A 16,880-nucleotide genomic window follows, 5' to 3' on the forward strand; every position below is an offset into this window, starting at 1 on the left:
TGGTCGGATTTTTTTTGGGTCGAGCGGCGAATGATAGCTTAGTTGAGCAATACTAGCAACCTCATCGCTCCACCAGCTTGCAGGAGATTTACAGGGGCCTCGAATCCTCCGCCGGCCCCCCCGGAATAACCATCTCGTCCCCAGGCAAGGCGGTGGAATCGTCTCGGCCGACCAGCTTTTGATAGATCGACATATCCACGGTCTCGCTGATGAACGAGACCGCTCCGTCGCCCATCGCCACGCTGGCGCCACCGGCGTGATAGCTCGCCAACCCCGGCACAAACAGAGGATCGCTGAAACTTTCAACGGCGATCTCGGCGTTGATTGGCAATCCCGCGTTACGAAGACTGCTGCGGGTCCCACTCATCCATCCCAGATCAAACTCAGGCGGCGAGAGCTTTTCACCAACCAAAATCGTATGGGCCATCCCATCGACCACTTCATCGAGCAAGATCCAACGATTGAGCATCAGCAAACCGTTGCCATCGACCTGAATCGGCCCAGCCTGGCTCGAATGCATGCCGACGTAGCTGGTCGTGTTGGGAACCTGCTTTTGAGCCGACGCCGGGCACCTCAGGAACGCGATATCCACCTCGTGCGGCAATCGGTTGGCTTCTTCGTAAACGCCAAATCGAAAATCAATTGACTGATAGAGCCCGTCCCGGTCCAGAAACGGCAGCAAACTGGCGAGCCAATTTTGGTGGTACCCCTCTGGCAGGCTCTGAATCGGCTCGACAGGCTCGCTCAAAACCGCGTTGTGCGAAAATGTCCCACTCGGCAAATGCCCGAAATCGCTGGCATACGCCTGAGTCGCCAACGTGATTTTCGTCAAGTTCTGGTGACAATTGCTTCGCCGAGCGATGGATCGCATGTCCCGTACGACCGGGATCGAAATTGCCAACAGGATGCACAGGATCACCAAGACAACGACAAGCTCGAGCAACGAAAACGCACGGCGTTTCGAGACCAGCAGCAAACGATCAACTCTTGCGAAGAACATGGGGATCACAGTTTTCATGAAAAGAACGCCACTGACACCGTCATACCATTTCAAACGGATGACGGGTACAAATGGAGGTCAGGTACAGATTGCGGTTGGGCGTTGATAGCGGTGCAGAACCGTTCGCACGATAACCATCCCTGAGGCCTGCATCCACCACACCCAACCGAAATCCTACCTACGCCTTCAATCCCCACGATCCCTCGCTGCTAGCGACTGCCCTTCTGAAAAGTAACCGCTGTGAATCGCATCCGAACATCGTGGCTGGTCATCCTAGTCTTCGTCGTGATTACCGAAGCACTCGCTGCACGCGACGGGATCGCTGCAGAGCCATTCTCGGTCATGACATGGAATCTCGAATGGTTCTATGACGACGCCAAGAAAGACAATTACAGCGAACTGGCGATCGAGAAAGCTTCGCCCAGTCGCGGTCAATGGAACTGGCGTAGGGATGCTGCCGCAGCGGCCATCGCCAAGATCAATCCCTCCGTCGCCGCCGTTCAAGAAATCGAAGGGCAACGGGTGCTGTGGTACCTGACCCGAGCACTCGAGCGAGAACACAGCCTCAAGTACGACGAATTTGTCATCGAAGGCAACGACCATTTCACCGAACAAGATGTCGGTTTGCTAGTACGACCGCCGATCGACCTCACATCCATCATGCGGGGGAACGTCACTTCAAAAATGAACCGCGACACGTTCGGTTCTGTTTCCAAGCACGTTGCTGCCTTCATTGAAGTACCTGTTGGCGAGACCAGTGAAACAATCTTGATCGTCAACGTTCACCTACGGTCCAGAGACGTGGGCGACCCGATTCGCAAGAAACAGGCGGCAAGCCTGAACCAATGGATCAATGCATGGACACGCCATTCACCGACCACCCCCGTGATTGTGCTAGGCGACTTCAACACCGAACAGATCGCCGAGAAAGTGGATCCGACTAGTGAATTAGCGGTTGTGATGTCACGCTCCACCGCCGACCCCGATGACGACCTGGTTGACCTGCACGACTGGATCCCCGAAAGCGGGCGGCAAACACACCTATTAAGAGGCAAGCAGTTCGATCGCATCCTGGTCAGCCGCTCGCTTGTCGAAGACACTCCTGACGTCCAAGATCTTGTCTTATCGACGGTGAAGGTCCGCCGCGATGTCGTCATCCGTGGCCGTGGCGACACGCCGACTGAACACTGGGAAGACTATTGGGGCCAACCCGACGACCAACGCGACCTAAGCGATCACTACCCCGTAGTTGCAGAGTTTGAAATCCGATGAGCGAAACGCCGCCCCCCAAGACGACACACCCAACCACACCACCTCAAAAACCAACTCCTCCCGATTCACGGCCGATGATCCGCCTGGACGACTTCCTGAAGGCGGCCGGCGTGGTCGGCACCGGAGGCGAGGCCAAGGTCCGGATCCAAGGCGGCGAAGTGATCGTCAATGACGAAGTCGAAACCCGACGCCGTCGCCAACTTCACTCCGGCGACGAGGTCAATTGGAACAACCAACTTTGGGTGGTGGACTTCGATGATGACGATGCAACCTGAGCCCGGCATGCAACCTGAACCCAGCTTGCGACCTAGGCTCAGAGCTCTTTCCGAGAACCAAAGCCATCGCGGCTAATAGGGAAGTTCCACCGCATCGCACAAGAACTTCATCAACGGTTTGGCCTGCCGAATCAACTCCAGGATTCGCTTCACCGCGTCATCAGCGAGCACCTCTTCGCGGGCCAAACTGGCGATCGCAATGAAATCAACTCGCCTAAGATCTTCGATCATCGGATGATCTTTGGAATAGTCACGCGGTGATGTCTTCAGCGATTCCCCAGCCAAGTCGAATGACTTGCGAAACGTCCGCTGATCGCGAGTCTTGATCCAAGCTTTCGGGTCGGCATCAATCGCATGTCGAATGGCCGCCAGCGTCTCCTTCGGCGGCCGCCAACTGCCGACGCCCACAAAGCATTCATCGCATGCTAGATGAATGTAGACACCCGGCCCGTGGATATCGCCGTCCGCGTCATGCCGAAGTGAGATCCCCACATTGGTTTTGTAGGGCGTCTTATCTTTAGCAAATCGCGTATCACGATGAATCCGCAACAGCGAACCGCCCGATCGCTTCGCAATAACACGAAGCATCGGAGCGGATCGCGCGAGCGGTTTTTCCAGTTGCTCTATCAAGTCCAACGCCGGCTCTCGAACGCACTGCTCATAGCGATCTTTGTTCGCCTTGAACCACTCGCGTTCGTTGTTCTCATTCAGATCATCTAGGAACTCGAACAAGTCACGAGATATCGGCGAGGACTTTGACATCAATTCATTCTTCCGTAACAGCGTCTTCTTCAGGAGGAAAACCTTCCACTGCACACTCCGCCGGAACCGGACGGCCATCCTGAGGGAAGCACCGCAACACGCCCCGTGGTGGATCAATCATTCCCTCGTCGCAAACGCAGACCTTCCAAATCACGTCGCCGGGGCCTTCCATCGAATCGCCACTTTCGATCGGCTCTTCCTGTTCCTCTAGGAAACAGGTAACCAACCGCAAGAACTGCTCCACTTCGGCGAAGTCATACGACTCGGCGTGGAAACAAGCTTCGACGTCCAACAAATCCAACTGTGCATTCCCCACGGTGTCCATCACCGCCCATTCGTTTTCCAAGCGGAACAAGCGAACGTTCGACCACAAATCCAGTGGCGGGAAGTCGTTCTCTTCGGCGAATTCAAAACTCTCGTTGAGCGTCTTCAAATCTCGCAGCACTTCGCCGTTGGGATTGAAGTAACAAATCGCCTGTGGCAGATCCGTGATGGCCGCCGCGATCTCCGTCACCAACGCCAACTCATCGAACGGCTCGTACCCTTCCGGGATGATCGGAGCATCATCGTCATCGTTGCCCAATACGTACGAACTACGCACACGAACGAAAGCGACGGGCTCCTCAGCCATCTCGCGACCGTCTTCCCAAACCCATGACTGCTCCTGAGCCCGCTTTAATGAACCCGCACAGGTATACGGCCCAAAGCTGCCCAGGCCCCAACCCGCGTACAGCTCAGGATCTTGTTCTGGATCCCCCATCGAATCGGGCCAAGGACGCTCGACGATATCAACGACCACCTTACCGCTGCCGTCTTCATCCATATTCATCAGCACCGCCGGCCCCAGGAACGTCCAATCTTCGGACGCCTCGATAGGCTCGGACGGATAAAAGTCGTCACAGCAAGCAGCCACCTCTTGGATAGTCACACTCTGACGCATTAAAACAACGATGCCTTGGGTGAAAAGTCCCTTAGCCATATTGGATCCTTCGAAAAGTAAACGTAAATCCCACCGGGAGTTTAGGTGCTCAGCAATCGGCAAGAAACCAGGGCAAAAACGAACACAGAGAGCCAGCCCAAGAGAATTGGGCCGGAGGTGGCAAAATTCGCCATCTATTTCAGCCTGCTACCCCTGCCTATCCTGGCAACAACCTACTTCCAGCAGGGTTTTGTCGCTGCCGGTCGCGCCGCCACCAGCATGGCGATGCCCACCGGAATCGCTTGGCTACTGCTGTGGGGACTGACCATTCATCGGTTCAATGCCGGCCAAATCCGAGCGGCTATTGCATGTTTGCTCCTATTCCTGGCCTGGACGCTGCTGGGGATCAGCCCCGTCACCGACCGCACCATCCGGCTAGTCGAATTCCCACTGACACCCACGCCTCATCCGGCTCTGGAAAAACGTGATCCCGAGTCACTCCCTCTAGACGCCGTCGTGACTCTGGGAGGCTCTGCGGGCTTGGTCCTGGATGGTTTTCCCGAGATCAACGCTGACGGCGAACGCATTGTCTCGGCCGCCCAGGCGTTCCATGGCGGGGCGACCCGATCCATCATCACCACAGGCACCTCCACCGACAATATTGGCAATCCGGCCGGCCTCAGCCGCGATCTACTGATATCGCTAGGCGTTCCCCCAGAGATCATCTTCTCGATCGAGGGAGCCAACACGGACGCCGAAATGAAGTCTTTGGCAGCGTTCCTGGACTCACCGCCTCAAAAGTGGCTCGATTTGGTAGGACACGACCGGCCACCCGAAATTGGCCTAATCACCAGTGCGTTCCACATCCCGCGAGCGATGCGACTGGCCCGAACGCAAGGATTGCAGCTAATCCCGCTGCCGTGCGCGTTTCGAACCTCCGACACAGAAAAACCGTGGCTCGCATCCAATTTGATCCCTACCGCAGAGAACCAAAAGAAGATCGGTATCGCGATTAAGGAAATCCTGGCCGCGATTTTGGGGCGGTAGATCTCGAAAGCTGCGAAACGGCCCAAAACACTGCCGCCTAAGCCCGCGACACCAATTCTGGCAACCAAACAGCACAAAACACTGGTTTTCCTGCTCTGTTCCGGTCAACGGCTAGCTCACCAGGAACCCAAGACGAGCGAGCGACACGCCAGCGAGCGGTGATAAAAAGATCGGATTTTCCGAATTACCCGCAAGATCGGCACAGTTTGACACGATAGAGGTACTACGCAAGCGAATCGTCGACACGAGTCTGTTTTAACACCGCTCCTGTCTTCAGCTCGATTGCTTCCTCGAACACGGTGAAACCACGGAAGGTTGCTCGGATGACTCAGATCATGAACACGAACCTCGTTCGCATAAGTCTATGCTTGGTGGCGTTAGTAACGCTTGCCAGCAGCGGCTGTTATGGCTTGGGCGGCAGCAACATTAACATTGGCTTCCTGGGATATCCAATCCCCGTCAGCCCATACTACCAGTGGCGTCAGGAACAAAAGTTCCATAAGAAAGAACGTTACGACCGCGTGCCAATTTTGGGCCCAACGACCTCCGGCGGCAATCCAGTTGCCCTGGATCCACCTAGCGATGACGAAGTCATGCTGGCTTTGGAACAAGCTCGGCCCGTTCAAGGGGGAATCCCATTGCTTTGGGAAACCCAACGCAACGACGTACGGATCATCAAAGAGAAGATCGCCGATTACATCGACCCACCTCGCTTCTATCCGTTGATCGGGCCTGCACAACTGCACCACGCACACTATAAGTGCACGATCTACTTCGATGAGCGAACCACCGTCGGGTACCCAGTACCACACACGCTTCATGACAAGGAAGCAATCGAAGTGGTGTACATTGACCACAACCACTTCCACATGGTCGGCGACGTCGAGCCTTACACGACGCCTAACCTCTAAGCGAACCAACACGCTCATTATTCCGAAAGCCGCCGCGTCCATTCGACGAGGCGGCTTTTTTCGTTTTCAAACCGGCTTTGAACGCAATGGACGACTCAACAAGTCTTTCCACGCAACGCAAGTCAACTCGGACAGTTGACGGCATTCCGTTCGTATGTTTCGAAGCCGGAATGTGAGCAATCTGGTTACGTCGTACGTAATCTAAAGAAGGACAACGCTCGAGCCACAACGAATCGGAACATCAACGATTCAGCGGATGTGCTAGATTAGACGTCGCCGTTCAGTCGCCTGTCGCCCGAACCTCACCTCTGACGAGTTGAAACCGAACCGATGAATCAGCCACCGAAACAACCGGCCTCGCGGTCCGCCAACCCCCAGGCAAACTCCCCCGATTCATCCGGGTTTGTCAAAACTCGCTGCCCCCACTGCCAAACGATCAACCAGGTCAAGAAGGACGCGGGCGAAGAAGTCCACAAGTGCACCAAGTGCGAACAGATGTTCCGGCTTCGCAAAAAAGTCGAAACACCGGATCAGTTCGACACGGCGACCGTCATGCGGTTTCCCGTGCGGTGCAAATGCGGCGTCGTGATGTCGGTCACCAGCGCCAACTTTGGCAAACAGGTCAAATGCAAGTCGTGCAATCAGGTCATCCGCATCCCGCAGTGGATCGCTGAAAAGAAATACACCGAAGACGAGTTCGACGACTTGTTCAGCCCCGATGAACAAGAGGCGTTCCAACAGCGGATGGCTAACACCAAGATCCGCTAAGACGCCCCACCGCAGGGGCGTCTTCCAAACAGCAAGCTTGCTGCCGATCGAAACTTGCAATCCGATCGAACTTAGCTATCGGTCAAACAACGTGATCGGATCACCGGCATGGGCTGTGGCCTGATATGCCAACACCGCGTTAAGCAACTCAATCGCCATTCGCGACTCCAACGTCACGCCCGCACGAACACCAACACACGGATCGTGCCGACCTTTGGCAAGTTCGAAATCGATGTCACGCAGATCCTTGGTCACCGATTTTTGAGGCAGGTTGATCGTCGACGTCGGCTTAAAGCCAACCCGAGCCACCAGCGGACTGCCGGTCGTGATCCCGCCCAGCAAACCGCCATGCGTGTTGGTCTGATATCCGTCATGGCGAATCGGATCGTTGTTTTCGCTTCCCACTCGCTCGACAACGTCCACGCCCGAACCAATCTCACACGACTGAACGGCATTGAGCCCACCAAGGGCTCCCATCAATCGCACCTTCAAACTTTGATAGAGCGGTTGGCCGAGCAACGGTGGTACACCGATGGCGACCACTTCCACGGCCGCCCCTAAGGAATCACCGCGTTTTCGTGTCTCTTTAATCAACTCGCCCGCTTCGTTTGCAAAGTCGGTGTCGACGGAGGGAATCTCAGCTTCGTCCAATTGCTGCTGGACCTCGTCAACTTGCTCTGCCGTCGAAGTCGCTTGCAACACATCACAAAGTCGCTTGCTCGCCTTCAGTGGTCCGACTTGCGTGATCGATGAAACCAATCGGGTTCCAAACATTTCTTGCAACAGCAATCTCGCCACGCTGCCGCCGACGACATCACTGATCGTGCTTCGATAGCTTGACCGGCCACCACCACGCACGTCCACGAAGCCTTTGGATTGATGAAACTTCACCAAGTCCGTGTGCCCGGGGCGAACTTCACCGCCCAGACCTGTGAACTGGGTGTAATCACCGGACTTCTTGCTGGTCGAAAGCACCATCGCAGCGATCGGCTCGCCCGTCGTGAAGCCATCTTCGTAGCCTTCGGTTTGATACGAAGCCCCGTCCACTTCCACGGACAAGGTCGATCCACCAAGCAACACATCGATGTCGTCGCGATACAAACCGGACAAGAAAACAACTTTGTCCTTCTCGTTCCGCGGCGTGCCATGCTTGTTGCCGCCCGGTCGGCGACGATCCAAGAACGGTTGCACATCGGACCGGCGAATCCGGTATCCCGGCGGGCAACCGTGAATGATCGTCGTCACTGCGGGGCCGTGCGATTCGCCGGCACCCGCGACGGCGTAATGCGGGCCGCCTAGGACTTCCATTGCAATCCGGCTCCGGCCAATCGAGCCGCGGTTTCGGCCATCAAGGCATCTTCCGCTGCTTCGTCTTCCGCGATGTACGTCACGCTGAATCGCAAGAACGCACCCGCATCGTCCCAAGGCACGGTGACGATGCCGTTTTCTTCAATCAGGAATCGAGTCGCATCTTCCGCCGCAGCAAAGGTTTCACCTGACGCCGTGTGCGTGGGAGCCTTGGTGTACAGGAAGTACGTTCCGCCAGGAACTTCGGCTTCGAACCCAGCTTCTTTCAAAACCTTCACAAGCTTTTCCATTCGGCGACGATACTTCGCACGAATCCGCTCCGGAATCGAATCGTTGTCCAACGCCGCCGCAGCCGCCTTTTGAGTCGCGATGAACTGGCCGCTGTCGCTGTTGTCCTTCACATCGGCAAACGCCTGAACGATCAATGGGTGACCGGCAACGAAGCCCATCCGCCATCCGATCATGTCGTAGCCCTTGCTCATTGAGTGAACTTCGACACCCACGTCCAACGCACCGGGTGTTTCCAAGAAGCTCATCGGCTTGCCATCGAACGTCAACACGATGTGCGCGGCATCGTTAACAACAACGAACTCTTTCTCTTTAGCCAGCTTAACGACCTTTGCGAAGAATTCCTTCGTCGCTGTTCCACCGGTCGGTGAGTTTGGATAGTTCAGCACCATCAACTTGGTCCGACGATAGATGTCGTCAGGGATCGCATCCAAGTCAGGCATGAAGCCGTTTTCAGCCAACAATGGCAAGCGGTAAACGTCACCGCCATAATACCGGGTGTGAGTTCCAGCGACGGGATATCCAGGCACGGTCATCATCGTGATGTCGCCAGGATTGATGAAGCAGGCCGGCAACATCGCGTAGGCTGGCTTGCTGCCGATGCAGTGATTGATTTGTGTGGCGGCGTCCAGCTTGACACCGAAGTGACGATCCATGAACCGAACGGCGGCTTCCTTGTATTCAGCAACACCGTTGTCGGCGTAGCCACGATTTTCGACGCGGTTGATTTCCGTCGCCATCGTTTCGCGAATGCTGACGTCGGCCATCGAGTCATTTTCGCCGATCCCGAAATCCAAGAGCTGACGCTCAGGATGGTCGGCCAACGCCTTCCGCTTCGCCCGTTTGATCTTTTCGAACTTATAGATGGCCGTTCCCTTGCCGTATTCAGCACCACCGATTCGCTCAGCGAACAGGTTTTGGAAATAGGGATCGGCGGTTTCGGCTTGAGTTTCAGCGGAGGCAGTCGACATGGGCGAAAAAGTGGGTCCGTTGTTCGTTTGGAAACAGGAATCGTCGCCCCCGTTTTAGTCACCCAGTGGCGTTTCGTCGAGATCGGCAGCCCCGCACCGGATCCGCTGACCGAGCCGCTCGGGGCAATCGGCAAGCCCGAGCCAGGCCGTTACAATTCAAGACAAGTTTCGCTGCGATCGACACTTCCCCCTTTGACCGGATGAGTTCAAGGCCCGATGAGTTCACCCCCAACCGACCCCCACGGATCGCCGCCGCCCGCTCACACGCCCAGCGAAGCATCCGCTGATCCAACGTCCGCCTCCAAACCGGCCGAACCAAACCGGCAACCAACAACGCCGGAGCCGTCCAGCTCTGCAGATTCCAGCTCCGGTGCTGCCAGCACTGCCCAAAACGCGTCCCGAAACGCCGAGCACATCCGCCAAGCCGAACGCCACCAAGCGGAAATGGACACCGCTCGCGGACAATACGAGGAGCTCGCCGAACTGGCCGGCTCGCTTGCCCATGAGATCAAGAACCCGCTGTCGATCATTCACATGAACATCGACCTATTGAGCGAAGACTTGATCGAGATCGACACGCCGTCCAGCCGCCGCTGTCTGCCCCGAGTCGACATGGTTCGCAACCAATGCGAACGCATGGAAGGACTGCTGCGTGATTTCCTGCGATACGCCCGGCTTCGGCATATCGATTTGTTGCCCGGCAGCCTGAACGACCAAGTCCGACAGGTGCTCGATGCCTACCAAGCCCAGGCTGACGCTCAAAAAATCGATTTACAACGTTATCTCGATCCTGACTTACCCTCGATCCGGCTTCATAGCGATTCCCTGCAATCTGCCCTGATCAACCTGATCAAAAACGCTCTCGAAGCCATGCCCGATGGCGGCCAACTTTGGGCCCGAACCTACAGCAGCCGCAGTGGCGTGATTCTCGATTTAATCGACAGCGGTTCTGGGCTGGACGACAACACGGTGATGCACATGTTCGAACCGTTCTACAGCACCAAAGACGGCGGATCCGGGCTGGGCTTACCGACCGCCCGTAAGATCATCGAGGCCCACGGTGGTCGCATCAGCGTGCAGAGCGAAGTCGGTCGGGGGACGAAATTTTCGCTGCAATTTCCCGTGCCACCTCGGCTACAGTAAAGCGTTCGGCGGAACGAGCACTTCGCCGATCATTTCTAGCTAGCGTTCTGCGACTCCGCAAATCGCCCTTCTCTCGCTCACCGATCCGCAGGAAGACAGATGAACAGCTCGCCACTGATTCGCGTTTGGACCACCACATTCCTAACCGTGCTGTCCATTATCTTCTCGATCTTCTCGCTCGCCAACGCCCAGGCCGCACAACCGTTCCTGCTGCAAATGATTCGCGACGATGCAGTGCACCAAGACCTGCAACTATCTGATTCACAAGTCACCCAGGTCTACGATGTTATCGCCGAGGTGGATCCTCGCTGGTGGGTCAGCCGAATCACACCGGCCGACAAACAACAGGCCGAGATCCAGCAACTCACCGCTCAGCTTCAAACCCGCCTCGACGGCCTGCTCAACGAAGACCAGCGATTTCGTCTGAAACAGCTACTTCGGCAAGCTCACGGAACACGGATGGTTCGCTCACCCGGCGTCGCCGAGGCACTGGAACTGACCGACGAACAACTTACCAAGCTGGAAGCCCGATTCAGCGAAACTGACGCCGAAGTCGCTTCGATTCAACAGAAGCTAACCGCCAAAGAAACCACCCCTGAAGTCGCTTCCCAAGAAATTGCCCAGGCCCAGCAAAACGAACGGCAAGGAATCCTAGAAACCCTTACCACTGAACAACAAACCGCCATCGGCCCACTCGTCGGCAAGACGTTCAACTTCTCCGCCGTCAAACGCACCTATCCCCGTGCCCCTGAATTTCTGACCGAAGACGCCTCGTGGATCAGTGGTTCGCCTGTCCAAATGAAGGACCTGCGTGGCAAAGTCGTGGCCGTCTATTTCTATGCTTTCCAGTGCATTAACTGCCAACGAAACTTCCCCCACTACAAAAGCTGGCACGCCGATCTGGCCGATCAAGGACTGGTCGTGGTTGGAATCCAGACCCCCGAAACCTCAGCCGAACGCAACGAAACCCGAGTCAAAGAAGCCTACCGGAGCGATGGTTTTGAGTTCCCCGTCCTGTTCGACGAAGCGTCCAACAATTGGCGAGCTTGGGGAAACACGATGTGGCCAACCACCTACCTGATCGACAAGGAAGGCTTCATTCGACGATGGTGGCAAGGAGAAATGAATTGGCAGGGTACGCTTGGGGAGCAACAAATGCGAGAATCAATTCAAACCCTGCTCGCTGAATGATTTTCAGCGACACGATTCGCCACTCGTTACTCTCCCAACACGGTCCCCTCGCCAGATGGAACAGTCCTTTCTCGCCTACCTTCGAGGCCGAACCCGCAACCTGCCGCAGGTCGAAGTCGGCATCGGCGATGACGCCGCCGTACTTAGCATTGGCGATAGTTCTATACGCCAGGTCGCCTGCACCGATCAAATTATCGACGGCGTTGATTTTTTAAGCGAATCGCAATCGCTCGCTGATATCGGCTACAAATCCGTCGCGATCAACCTCAGCGACATCGCCGCAATGGGCGCCACACCGACCGCGGCGTTGGTCACGCTGGCGCTGCCCAAAGACAATGCCACCGAGATCGCCGGCGAAGTTTACGAAGGCATCCTGGAAGCGTGCGCGAAATACAACGTCGCGATCGCTGGCGGTGACCTGTCGACGCACGACGGCCTGCTATCCATCAGCGTCACATTATTGGGCACAGTCACCGACGCTTGGCTTCGCAGCACTGCGATCGAAGGCGATGCCGTGTTCGTTACCGGATCGCTCGGCGGCAGTATCGCTGGCCGGCATTTGCGTCCCGAACCGCGAATCGAACTTGCCCAACAACTGCGAGAACACGTGCAGGTCCACGCTGCGATCGACGTCAGCGACGGCTTCAGTCTCGATCTCGACCGCATGCTGGCGGCCAGCCGAGTGGGAATCGAACTCGACATCGAAGCCATCCCAATCTCCGACGCCGCAATCGAACTCGCCCAAACCAGCGGTCGTTCGCCGCTGGAACACGCCTGGAGCGATGGCGAAGACTTTGAATTGATCTTCACCGTCACTGAAGAAGACGCTCAAAAACTCGCCGATCTCAAGCTCAACACCCAAATCACTCGCGTCGGCACCGTGGTCGGACGAACCGGCCTCTGGAAACGCACCGCAGCCAGCAAATTTGAACGGGTCTTCCCACAGGGATACATCCACGAAGCGACCGCCACAGCAACCGACTCATGAGCGATTCGTTTACCTTCGCGATGGGCGAATTCGACGCCACGTTCCCATCGGACTACCTGTACGCCAAAAATCACATGTGGGCGTTGCCAATAACTTCCCCCGCGACTGATCCGAGCGAAACGGCAAATCCCAACGGCACGAAAACGACCTACCGCTTTGGTCTGACCGCCTACGCGGTACGACTGCTCCAGGACGTCTATTTCCTGGACTGGACTGTTGAGGCTCCGTCGCCGGTGCAACTTCGCGGCGAAATTGGATCGATCGAGAGCAAGAAAGCCGAAAGCGATTTGTTCTCACCTGTTGCAGGTCTTCTGACCACCATCAATGCCGCCGCTTTGGACGATCCGGCCATCATCAACGCGGATCCCTACGTCACCGGGTGGCTGCTGGAAATCCAGTGCGATCCGGGCGACAGCGACGTTCTACTAAACGCCGATCAGTACGCCCAACACCTCGAAGAAGCCTGGCAGGTCGCCCAGCGAACCATCAAAGGGCAGGCGAACCAGTAACAGGTAAGCACAAGACGCTCGCCCAAACAGTGCACGACGCGCAAACGTCGAACGATGCGTAAGCGTTTAAAGCTCGGCTGCATCAATCGCCAATTTCACGTCCTCATTCCCGTACACGATCGACAAAAAGGCTGGGACATAGCGATCCACCATCGCCCCGCCCACATACAGAATGTGGTCGAGCACTTCATCGCAAGGGAAACCATCGCCCAAGGGCAGGGCGGTTTGGTAGCGAAGCTCGCCGTCGTCCAAGTCCATTTCAAACTTGCCAAGCTTCAGCCCGTAATTGGCCCGCGTAATCGCTTCCGCAATCGGTGTGCGATACCCTTCAGGAACCTTGTTCGCTGGGTGCGTGAAAACCTGGATCATCGCATCTTCCACGATGATCATCACACGAATTTCACCGTGTTTTCCGTCGAACAGCATGCGGAACAGACCCCGGTCATCATCGAGGTCATATTTGATCCCACAGCGTTCAAGATAAGCGGTGAATGAATCCGTTTGAGCGGACATGTCGGTGACTCCGGGTGAAAGGTGGTCAGAGACGGATTTGTTCGAACAGCCAACGATAGGTTTCTTCATTCGCATAGGTCGCGGACCAACTGTCATGTCCCACGCCTGGCCGTTCAGTATAACGGAGTTCCCCTGGATGTCCTTGGTTCGCAATCGCCGAGATCATTTCTCGCGATCGAACCACCGGCACCACCGAATCAGCACCGCCGTGCACGGCCCACAAATCGGTATCGGCATATCGATCGGCCCATTCCGGATCGCCTCCGCCACAAACCGCAAGCATGGCCGCAAATCCGTTACTTTTTGCATCTGCCGAATGCGATTCCGTCGTTTTCGCTGCTGAAGCTTCGCTTGCACATCGATACCGACCGGCGGCATACCAACTGCCGTATCCACCCATCGAAAGCCCCGTCACATAAAGACGAGACAAATCGACATCGTTTCGCTGTGTGAGTTTATCCAACAACCCGAAAACGAGCGTCATCGCAGGCGATGGTTCCTCGGGAAATTGGCCAGTGCCGGTTTGAAGTGACCAGTCAATCTCCACCCACCGAGTTCCTGACGGACACTGCGGAGCCACGATGATTGCCGGAAAACGCTCACCCCGGCCGTTCTTCAAAAACTCGCGAGCACCGTGCTTAAGCTGAGCCTCGTTGTCATCGCCTCGTTCACCGGAACCATGCAAAAACAGCACCAAAGGTAGTTTAGCGGCCGATGCTGCCTTAGCCGGAACATGCATCCGGTAGTTCAGTTTGTCACCCGATGGGCCGACAAACTGCTCACGACTAAACGCGTCCGCGGCAACACCATCATCAGCGGTCCCGCGACCTACAAACCCCAAAGATCCCACCACGATCGCGACGATCAAACAACGAAAAGTCAGCATTTCAATCACGCACTCACTCCATCGAGACCAAAGGCAACCAAGGTTTTGTGCAAAATCGCTCGCTCGCCCTCATCTAGGGCCACCATCGGCAAGCGAAGTTCGCCGGTATCGCGGCCGAGCATTTGCATCGCTGCCTTCACCGGAATGGGGTTGGTTGAAAGCCCCAACATAATGCTGCATAAGGAATACAGACGGTGGTGAACCTTGGCGGCCTCGGTGTAATCACCCGCAGCGGCGGCCTTCACTAATTCCAGCATGACCGAAGGCACCACGTTGCCAGCGACGCTGATCACGCCCTCAGCCCCGACGCTCATCATCGGCAGCGTCAAAGAATCGTCACCCGACAGAACCGTCAAATCAGTCGATCCCAAAATGGCTGAACACTGATCCAAAGATCCCGTCGCTTCCTTCACCATGGCGATGCCAGGCAACTCAGCGAGCCGCTGGATCGTTTCGACTTCGATATTTTTGCCCGTACGCCCGGGAATGTTGTAGACGCAAACGGGGACATCCACATCTTCGGCGATCGCCTTGAAGTGCTGATACATCCCCTCTTGAGTCGGCTTGTTGTAATACGGAGCCACCTGAAGCGTCGCGTCAGCCCCTTCGGCGACCGCTCGGCGGGTCAAACGAAGTGCCTCCGCCGTGCTGTTACTACCGGTACCGGCCATCACTTTGGCACGTCCCGCAACACATGCGATGGTTTCCGCGATCACTCGTTCGTGTTCGTCGTGCGACAGCGTTGGGGATTCCCCGGTCGTGCCCGCTGGCACAATACACTGGGTTCCCGCAGCTAACTGAAACTCGATTTGTTCGCGAAGTCGATCGACATCCAACCGATCGTCACGAAAGGGGGTGACGATGGCGACCGCCAAACCGGCGAATTGGCTACCTTTCCGAAGACTCATTTTTGCGAAACTGGCACTTTGAAGGGGATGGGCGGGCCTGTTAGCCCGATATAGAATGTTTTTCGCCTAGTGTAGTAGGCCGACTACACTTATTGCGAGACCCAGCATTGGTTTCAGGTTCGGCCTTGACAAAAATCGTTAGTCCGCGATACTTCGCGGCTCGATTGACCAACAGTAACCTTCTTTGCCGTCAACCATGCCAACGATCAACCAACTCGTCCGAAAAAACCGGAAGCAAAAAAAGAGCCAGAGCAAGTCGCCGGTTCTAGAGAAATGCCCTCAAAAACAGGGTGTTTGCTTGCAAGTGCGGACGATGACTCCTAAGAAGCCTAACTCGGCTCTTCGTAAGATTACCCGGGTTCGTCTTAGCAACGGCAAAGAAGTCACCGTCTACATCCCCGGCGAAGGCCACAACCTGCAAGAACACTCGATTGTTCTTGTTCGCGGTGGACGTGTTCGCGACTTGCCGGGTGTTCGTTACCAAGTGGTTCGCGGTTCACGCGATGCACTGGGCGTGGATGGCCGTAAGCAATCACGTAGTCGCTACGGAGCCAAGAAGTAATCTTCTGGCCCTCGCTCTCTCTATCAAGACACACCACACACACTTTCGATTGATCAGCTTTCATGGGACGTATCACTTCCAGCCGCACCCAACTCAAGGGCGACCCACGGCACCATTCGTTGTTGGCCAGTAAGTTCATCAACTGCTTGATGCTCGATGGCAAGAAGACCACCGCTCAGCGAGTTTTCTACGACGCGTTGGAAGAAATCGGCAAACGCCACGAAGGCGAAGAAGAGCCGATCGCGGTTTTCGAAGCTGCCTTGGAAAACATCAAGCCCTACATCGAAGTTCGATCCAAACGGGTTGGTGGTGCTAGCTACCAGGTCCCAATGCAAGTCAACAAGGCTCGCCAACAAAGCCTCGCGATTCGCTGGGTTCTTGGTGCGGTTCGCGACAAGAAGGGACGCCCAATGCACTTGAAGCTGGCCGACGAATTGCTCGCCGCTTACAAGAAAGAAGGTGCCGCGTACACCAAACGCGAAAACACCCACCGAATGGCTGACGCTAACAAGGCGTTCGCTCACTTCGCTTGGTAGCGTTTCCCGCTACCCACAAACGCCACAAGACATCACAATAGTTCGCGATTCGGTTTCATCCGGATCGCGATTTTTTTTTGCCGATGCTTTCAGCCCACCGCTCGTGCTACCCCCTGGCTGAAC

At 56.1% G+C, this 16,880-nt stretch carries 19 protein-coding genes; 11 read left to right on the plus strand and 8 right to left on the minus strand.

Annotated elements, in window-relative coordinates; genetic code table 11:
• Positions 1 to 88: 88 nt before the first annotated feature.
• Positions 89 to 1,018 carry a DUF1559 family PulG-like putative transporter gene (locus ACR3ZL_RS24130; RefSeq protein ID WP_473650538.1) on the minus strand — a complete coding sequence of 310 codons (930 nt, stop codon included), beginning with the start codon at positions 1,016 to 1,018 and terminating at the stop codon, positions 89 to 91.
• A 222-nt stretch (positions 1,019 to 1,240) separates the two neighbouring features.
• On the opposite strand from ACR3ZL_RS24130, the gene ACR3ZL_RS24135 reads away from it, so the two are divergent.
• Positions 1,241 to 2,272, plus strand: coding sequence for an endonuclease/exonuclease/phosphatase family protein (locus tag ACR3ZL_RS24135; protein ID WP_486173030.1), 1,032 nt, complete (start codon positions 1,241 to 1,243; stop codon positions 2,270 to 2,272).
• Complete coding sequence (locus tag ACR3ZL_RS24140) at positions 2,269 to 2,547, plus strand: RNA-binding S4 domain-containing protein (protein ID WP_473650536.1); 279 nt, start codon at positions 2,269 to 2,271, stop codon at positions 2,545 to 2,547. The genes ACR3ZL_RS24135 and ACR3ZL_RS24140 overlap by 4 nt, the downstream gene beginning before the upstream one ends.
• A gap of 72 nt (positions 2,548 to 2,619) precedes the next feature.
• Here ACR3ZL_RS24140 and ACR3ZL_RS24145 read toward each other — a convergent pair whose 3' ends face one another.
• Both ACR3ZL_RS24145 and ACR3ZL_RS24150 read right to left on the minus strand, forming a co-directional pair.
• Entirely contained in the window at positions 2,620 to 3,309 is a 690-nt protein-coding gene (locus tag ACR3ZL_RS24145; RefSeq protein ID WP_473650535.1) for a DUF2461 domain-containing protein, read from the minus strand.
• A 4-nt stretch (positions 3,310 to 3,313) separates the two neighbouring features.
• The gene (locus ACR3ZL_RS24150) at positions 3,314 to 4,288 is read right to left on the minus strand and encodes a DUF4261 domain-containing protein (RefSeq protein ID WP_473650534.1); all 975 of its coding nucleotides are present in this window, start codon (positions 4,286 to 4,288) and stop codon (positions 3,314 to 3,316) included.
• Between the two features lie 117 nt (positions 4,289 to 4,405).
• On the opposite strand from ACR3ZL_RS24150, the gene ACR3ZL_RS24155 reads away from it, so the two are divergent.
• From ACR3ZL_RS24155 to ACR3ZL_RS24165, 3 genes are all read left to right on the plus strand, one after another.
• The gene (locus tag ACR3ZL_RS24155; RefSeq protein WP_473650533.1) at positions 4,406 to 5,275 is read left to right on the plus strand and encodes a YdcF family protein; all 870 of its coding nucleotides are present in this window, start codon (positions 4,406 to 4,408) and stop codon (positions 5,273 to 5,275) included.
• 323 nt (positions 5,276 to 5,598) lie between these two features.
• Positions 5,599 to 6,186 (plus strand): hypothetical protein, encoded by a 588-nt coding sequence (locus ACR3ZL_RS24160; protein ID WP_473650532.1) that lies wholly within the window; start codon positions 5,599 to 5,601, stop codon positions 6,184 to 6,186.
• 330 nt (positions 6,187 to 6,516) lie between these two features.
• Entirely contained in the window at positions 6,517 to 6,954 is a 438-nt protein-coding gene (locus ACR3ZL_RS24165) for a hypothetical protein (protein WP_473650531.1), read from the plus strand.
• 75 nt (positions 6,955 to 7,029) lie between these two features.
• Here ACR3ZL_RS24165 and aroC read toward each other — a convergent pair whose 3' ends face one another.
• Together aroC and ACR3ZL_RS24175 are read right to left on the minus strand one after the other, a co-directional pair.
• The gene (aroC, locus tag ACR3ZL_RS24170) at positions 7,030 to 8,262 is read right to left on the minus strand and encodes a chorismate synthase (protein ID WP_473650530.1); all 1,233 of its coding nucleotides are present in this window, start codon (positions 8,260 to 8,262) and stop codon (positions 7,030 to 7,032) included.
• Positions 8,250 to 9,521: an LL-diaminopimelate aminotransferase gene (locus ACR3ZL_RS24175; protein WP_473650529.1), complete on the minus strand. Its 1,272-nt coding sequence runs from the start codon at positions 9,519 to 9,521 to the stop codon at positions 8,250 to 8,252. Before ACR3ZL_RS24175 ends, aroC begins: the two co-directional genes overlap by 13 nt.
• Positions 9,522 to 9,965: 444 nt before the next feature.
• Here ACR3ZL_RS24175 and ACR3ZL_RS24180 point away from each other — a divergent pair, with 444 nt between their 5' ends.
• From ACR3ZL_RS24180 to ACR3ZL_RS24195, 4 genes are all read left to right on the plus strand, one after another.
• Positions 9,966 to 10,664: a sensor histidine kinase gene (locus ACR3ZL_RS24180; RefSeq protein WP_473653465.1), complete on the plus strand. Its 699-nt coding sequence runs from the start codon at positions 9,966 to 9,968 to the stop codon at positions 10,662 to 10,664.
• A 99-nt stretch (positions 10,665 to 10,763) separates the two neighbouring features.
• Entirely contained in the window at positions 10,764 to 11,855 is a 1,092-nt protein-coding gene (locus tag ACR3ZL_RS24185; protein ID WP_473650528.1) for a redoxin domain-containing protein, read from the plus strand.
• A gap of 55 nt (positions 11,856 to 11,910) precedes the next feature.
• Positions 11,911 to 12,843 carry a thiamine-phosphate kinase gene (gene thiL / locus ACR3ZL_RS24190; RefSeq protein WP_473650527.1) on the plus strand — a complete coding sequence of 311 codons (933 nt, stop codon included), beginning with the start codon at positions 11,911 to 11,913 and terminating at the stop codon, positions 12,841 to 12,843.
• Positions 12,840 to 13,352, plus strand: coding sequence for a glycine cleavage system protein H (locus ACR3ZL_RS24195; protein ID WP_473650526.1), 513 nt, complete (start codon positions 12,840 to 12,842; stop codon positions 13,350 to 13,352). The genes thiL and ACR3ZL_RS24195 overlap by 4 nt, the downstream gene beginning before the upstream one ends.
• Positions 13,353 to 13,418: 66 nt before the next feature.
• Here the strand turns inward: ACR3ZL_RS24195 and ACR3ZL_RS24200 are convergent, their stop codons facing one another.
• Genes ACR3ZL_RS24200 through dapA form a run of 3 tightly spaced genes read right to left on the minus strand, consistent with a single transcriptional unit; the run spans position 13,419 to position 15,659 of the window.
• Positions 13,419 to 13,865, minus strand: coding sequence for a YbjN domain-containing protein (locus ACR3ZL_RS24200; RefSeq protein WP_473650525.1), 447 nt, complete (start codon positions 13,863 to 13,865; stop codon positions 13,419 to 13,421).
• A gap of 25 nt (positions 13,866 to 13,890) precedes the next feature.
• On the minus strand, positions 13,891 to 14,760 hold the full coding sequence (locus ACR3ZL_RS24205) for a carboxylesterase family protein (protein WP_473650524.1): 870 nt from the start codon (positions 14,758 to 14,760) through the stop codon (positions 13,891 to 13,893).
• A complete protein-coding gene (gene dapA / locus ACR3ZL_RS24210) occupies positions 14,757 to 15,659 on the minus strand; it encodes a 4-hydroxy-tetrahydrodipicolinate synthase (RefSeq protein WP_473650523.1) in 903 nt (300 codons plus the stop codon). Before dapA ends, ACR3ZL_RS24205 begins: the two co-directional genes overlap by 4 nt.
• Positions 15,660 to 15,855: 196 nt before the next feature.
• Here dapA and rpsL point away from each other — a divergent pair, with 196 nt between their 5' ends.
• The gene (gene rpsL / locus ACR3ZL_RS24215) at positions 15,856 to 16,221 is read left to right on the plus strand and encodes a 30S ribosomal protein S12 (RefSeq protein ID WP_007326865.1); all 366 of its coding nucleotides are present in this window, start codon (positions 15,856 to 15,858) and stop codon (positions 16,219 to 16,221) included.
• 62 nt (positions 16,222 to 16,283) lie between these two features.
• The gene (rpsG, locus tag ACR3ZL_RS24220; RefSeq protein ID WP_283435391.1) at positions 16,284 to 16,757 is read left to right on the plus strand and encodes a 30S ribosomal protein S7; all 474 of its coding nucleotides are present in this window, start codon (positions 16,284 to 16,286) and stop codon (positions 16,755 to 16,757) included.
• Positions 16,758 to 16,880 lie beyond the last annotated feature (123 nt).

The sequence above is a fragment of the Rhodopirellula sp. J20-39 genome (assembly GCF_057365095.1).

Bases quoted from the DNA above. Each gene is read 5' to 3' on its own strand.
- thiL (WP_473650527.1), top strand. From the start codon at position 11,911: ATGGAACAGTCCTTTCTCGCCTACCTTCGAGGCCGAACCCGCAACCTG.
- ACR3ZL_RS24140 (WP_473650536.1), top strand. From the start codon at position 2,269: ATGAGCGAAACGCCGCCCCCCAAGACGACACACCCAACCACACCACCT.
- ACR3ZL_RS24130 (WP_473650538.1), bottom strand. From the start codon at position 1,018: ATGAAAACTGTGATCCCCATGTTCTTCGCAAGAGTTGATCGTTTGCTG.
- ACR3ZL_RS24180 (WP_473653465.1), top strand. From the start codon at position 9,966: ATGGACACCGCTCGCGGACAATACGAGGAGCTCGCCGAACTGGCCGGC.
- ACR3ZL_RS24175 (WP_473650529.1), bottom strand. From the start codon at position 9,521: ATGTCGACTGCCTCCGCTGAAACTCAAGCCGAAACCGCCGATCCCTAT.
- ACR3ZL_RS24185 (WP_473650528.1), top strand. From the start codon at position 10,764: ATGAACAGCTCGCCACTGATTCGCGTTTGGACCACCACATTCCTAACC.
- ACR3ZL_RS24200 (WP_473650525.1), bottom strand. From the start codon at position 13,865: ATGTCCGCTCAAACGGATTCATTCACCGCTTATCTTGAACGCTGTGGG.
- ACR3ZL_RS24150 (WP_473650534.1), bottom strand. From the start codon at position 4,288: ATGGCTAAGGGACTTTTCACCCAAGGCATCGTTGTTTTAATGCGTCAG.
- ACR3ZL_RS24165 (WP_473650531.1), top strand. From the start codon at position 6,517: ATGAATCAGCCACCGAAACAACCGGCCTCGCGGTCCGCCAACCCCCAG.
- ACR3ZL_RS24195 (WP_473650526.1), top strand. From the start codon at position 12,840: ATGAGCGATTCGTTTACCTTCGCGATGGGCGAATTCGACGCCACGTTC.
- dapA (WP_473650523.1), bottom strand. From the start codon at position 15,659: ATGAGTCTTCGGAAAGGTAGCCAATTCGCCGGTTTGGCGGTCGCCATC.
- ACR3ZL_RS24160 (WP_473650532.1), top strand. From the start codon at position 5,599: ATGACTCAGATCATGAACACGAACCTCGTTCGCATAAGTCTATGCTTG.
- rpsG (WP_283435391.1), top strand. From the start codon at position 16,284: ATGGGACGTATCACTTCCAGCCGCACCCAACTCAAGGGCGACCCACGG.
- ACR3ZL_RS24145 (WP_473650535.1), bottom strand. From the start codon at position 3,309: ATGTCAAAGTCCTCGCCGATATCTCGTGACTTGTTCGAGTTCCTAGAT.
- aroC (WP_473650530.1), bottom strand. From the start codon at position 8,262: ATGGAAGTCCTAGGCGGCCCGCATTACGCCGTCGCGGGTGCCGGCGAA.
- rpsL (WP_007326865.1), top strand. From the start codon at position 15,856: ATGCCAACGATCAACCAACTCGTCCGAAAAAACCGGAAGCAAAAAAAG.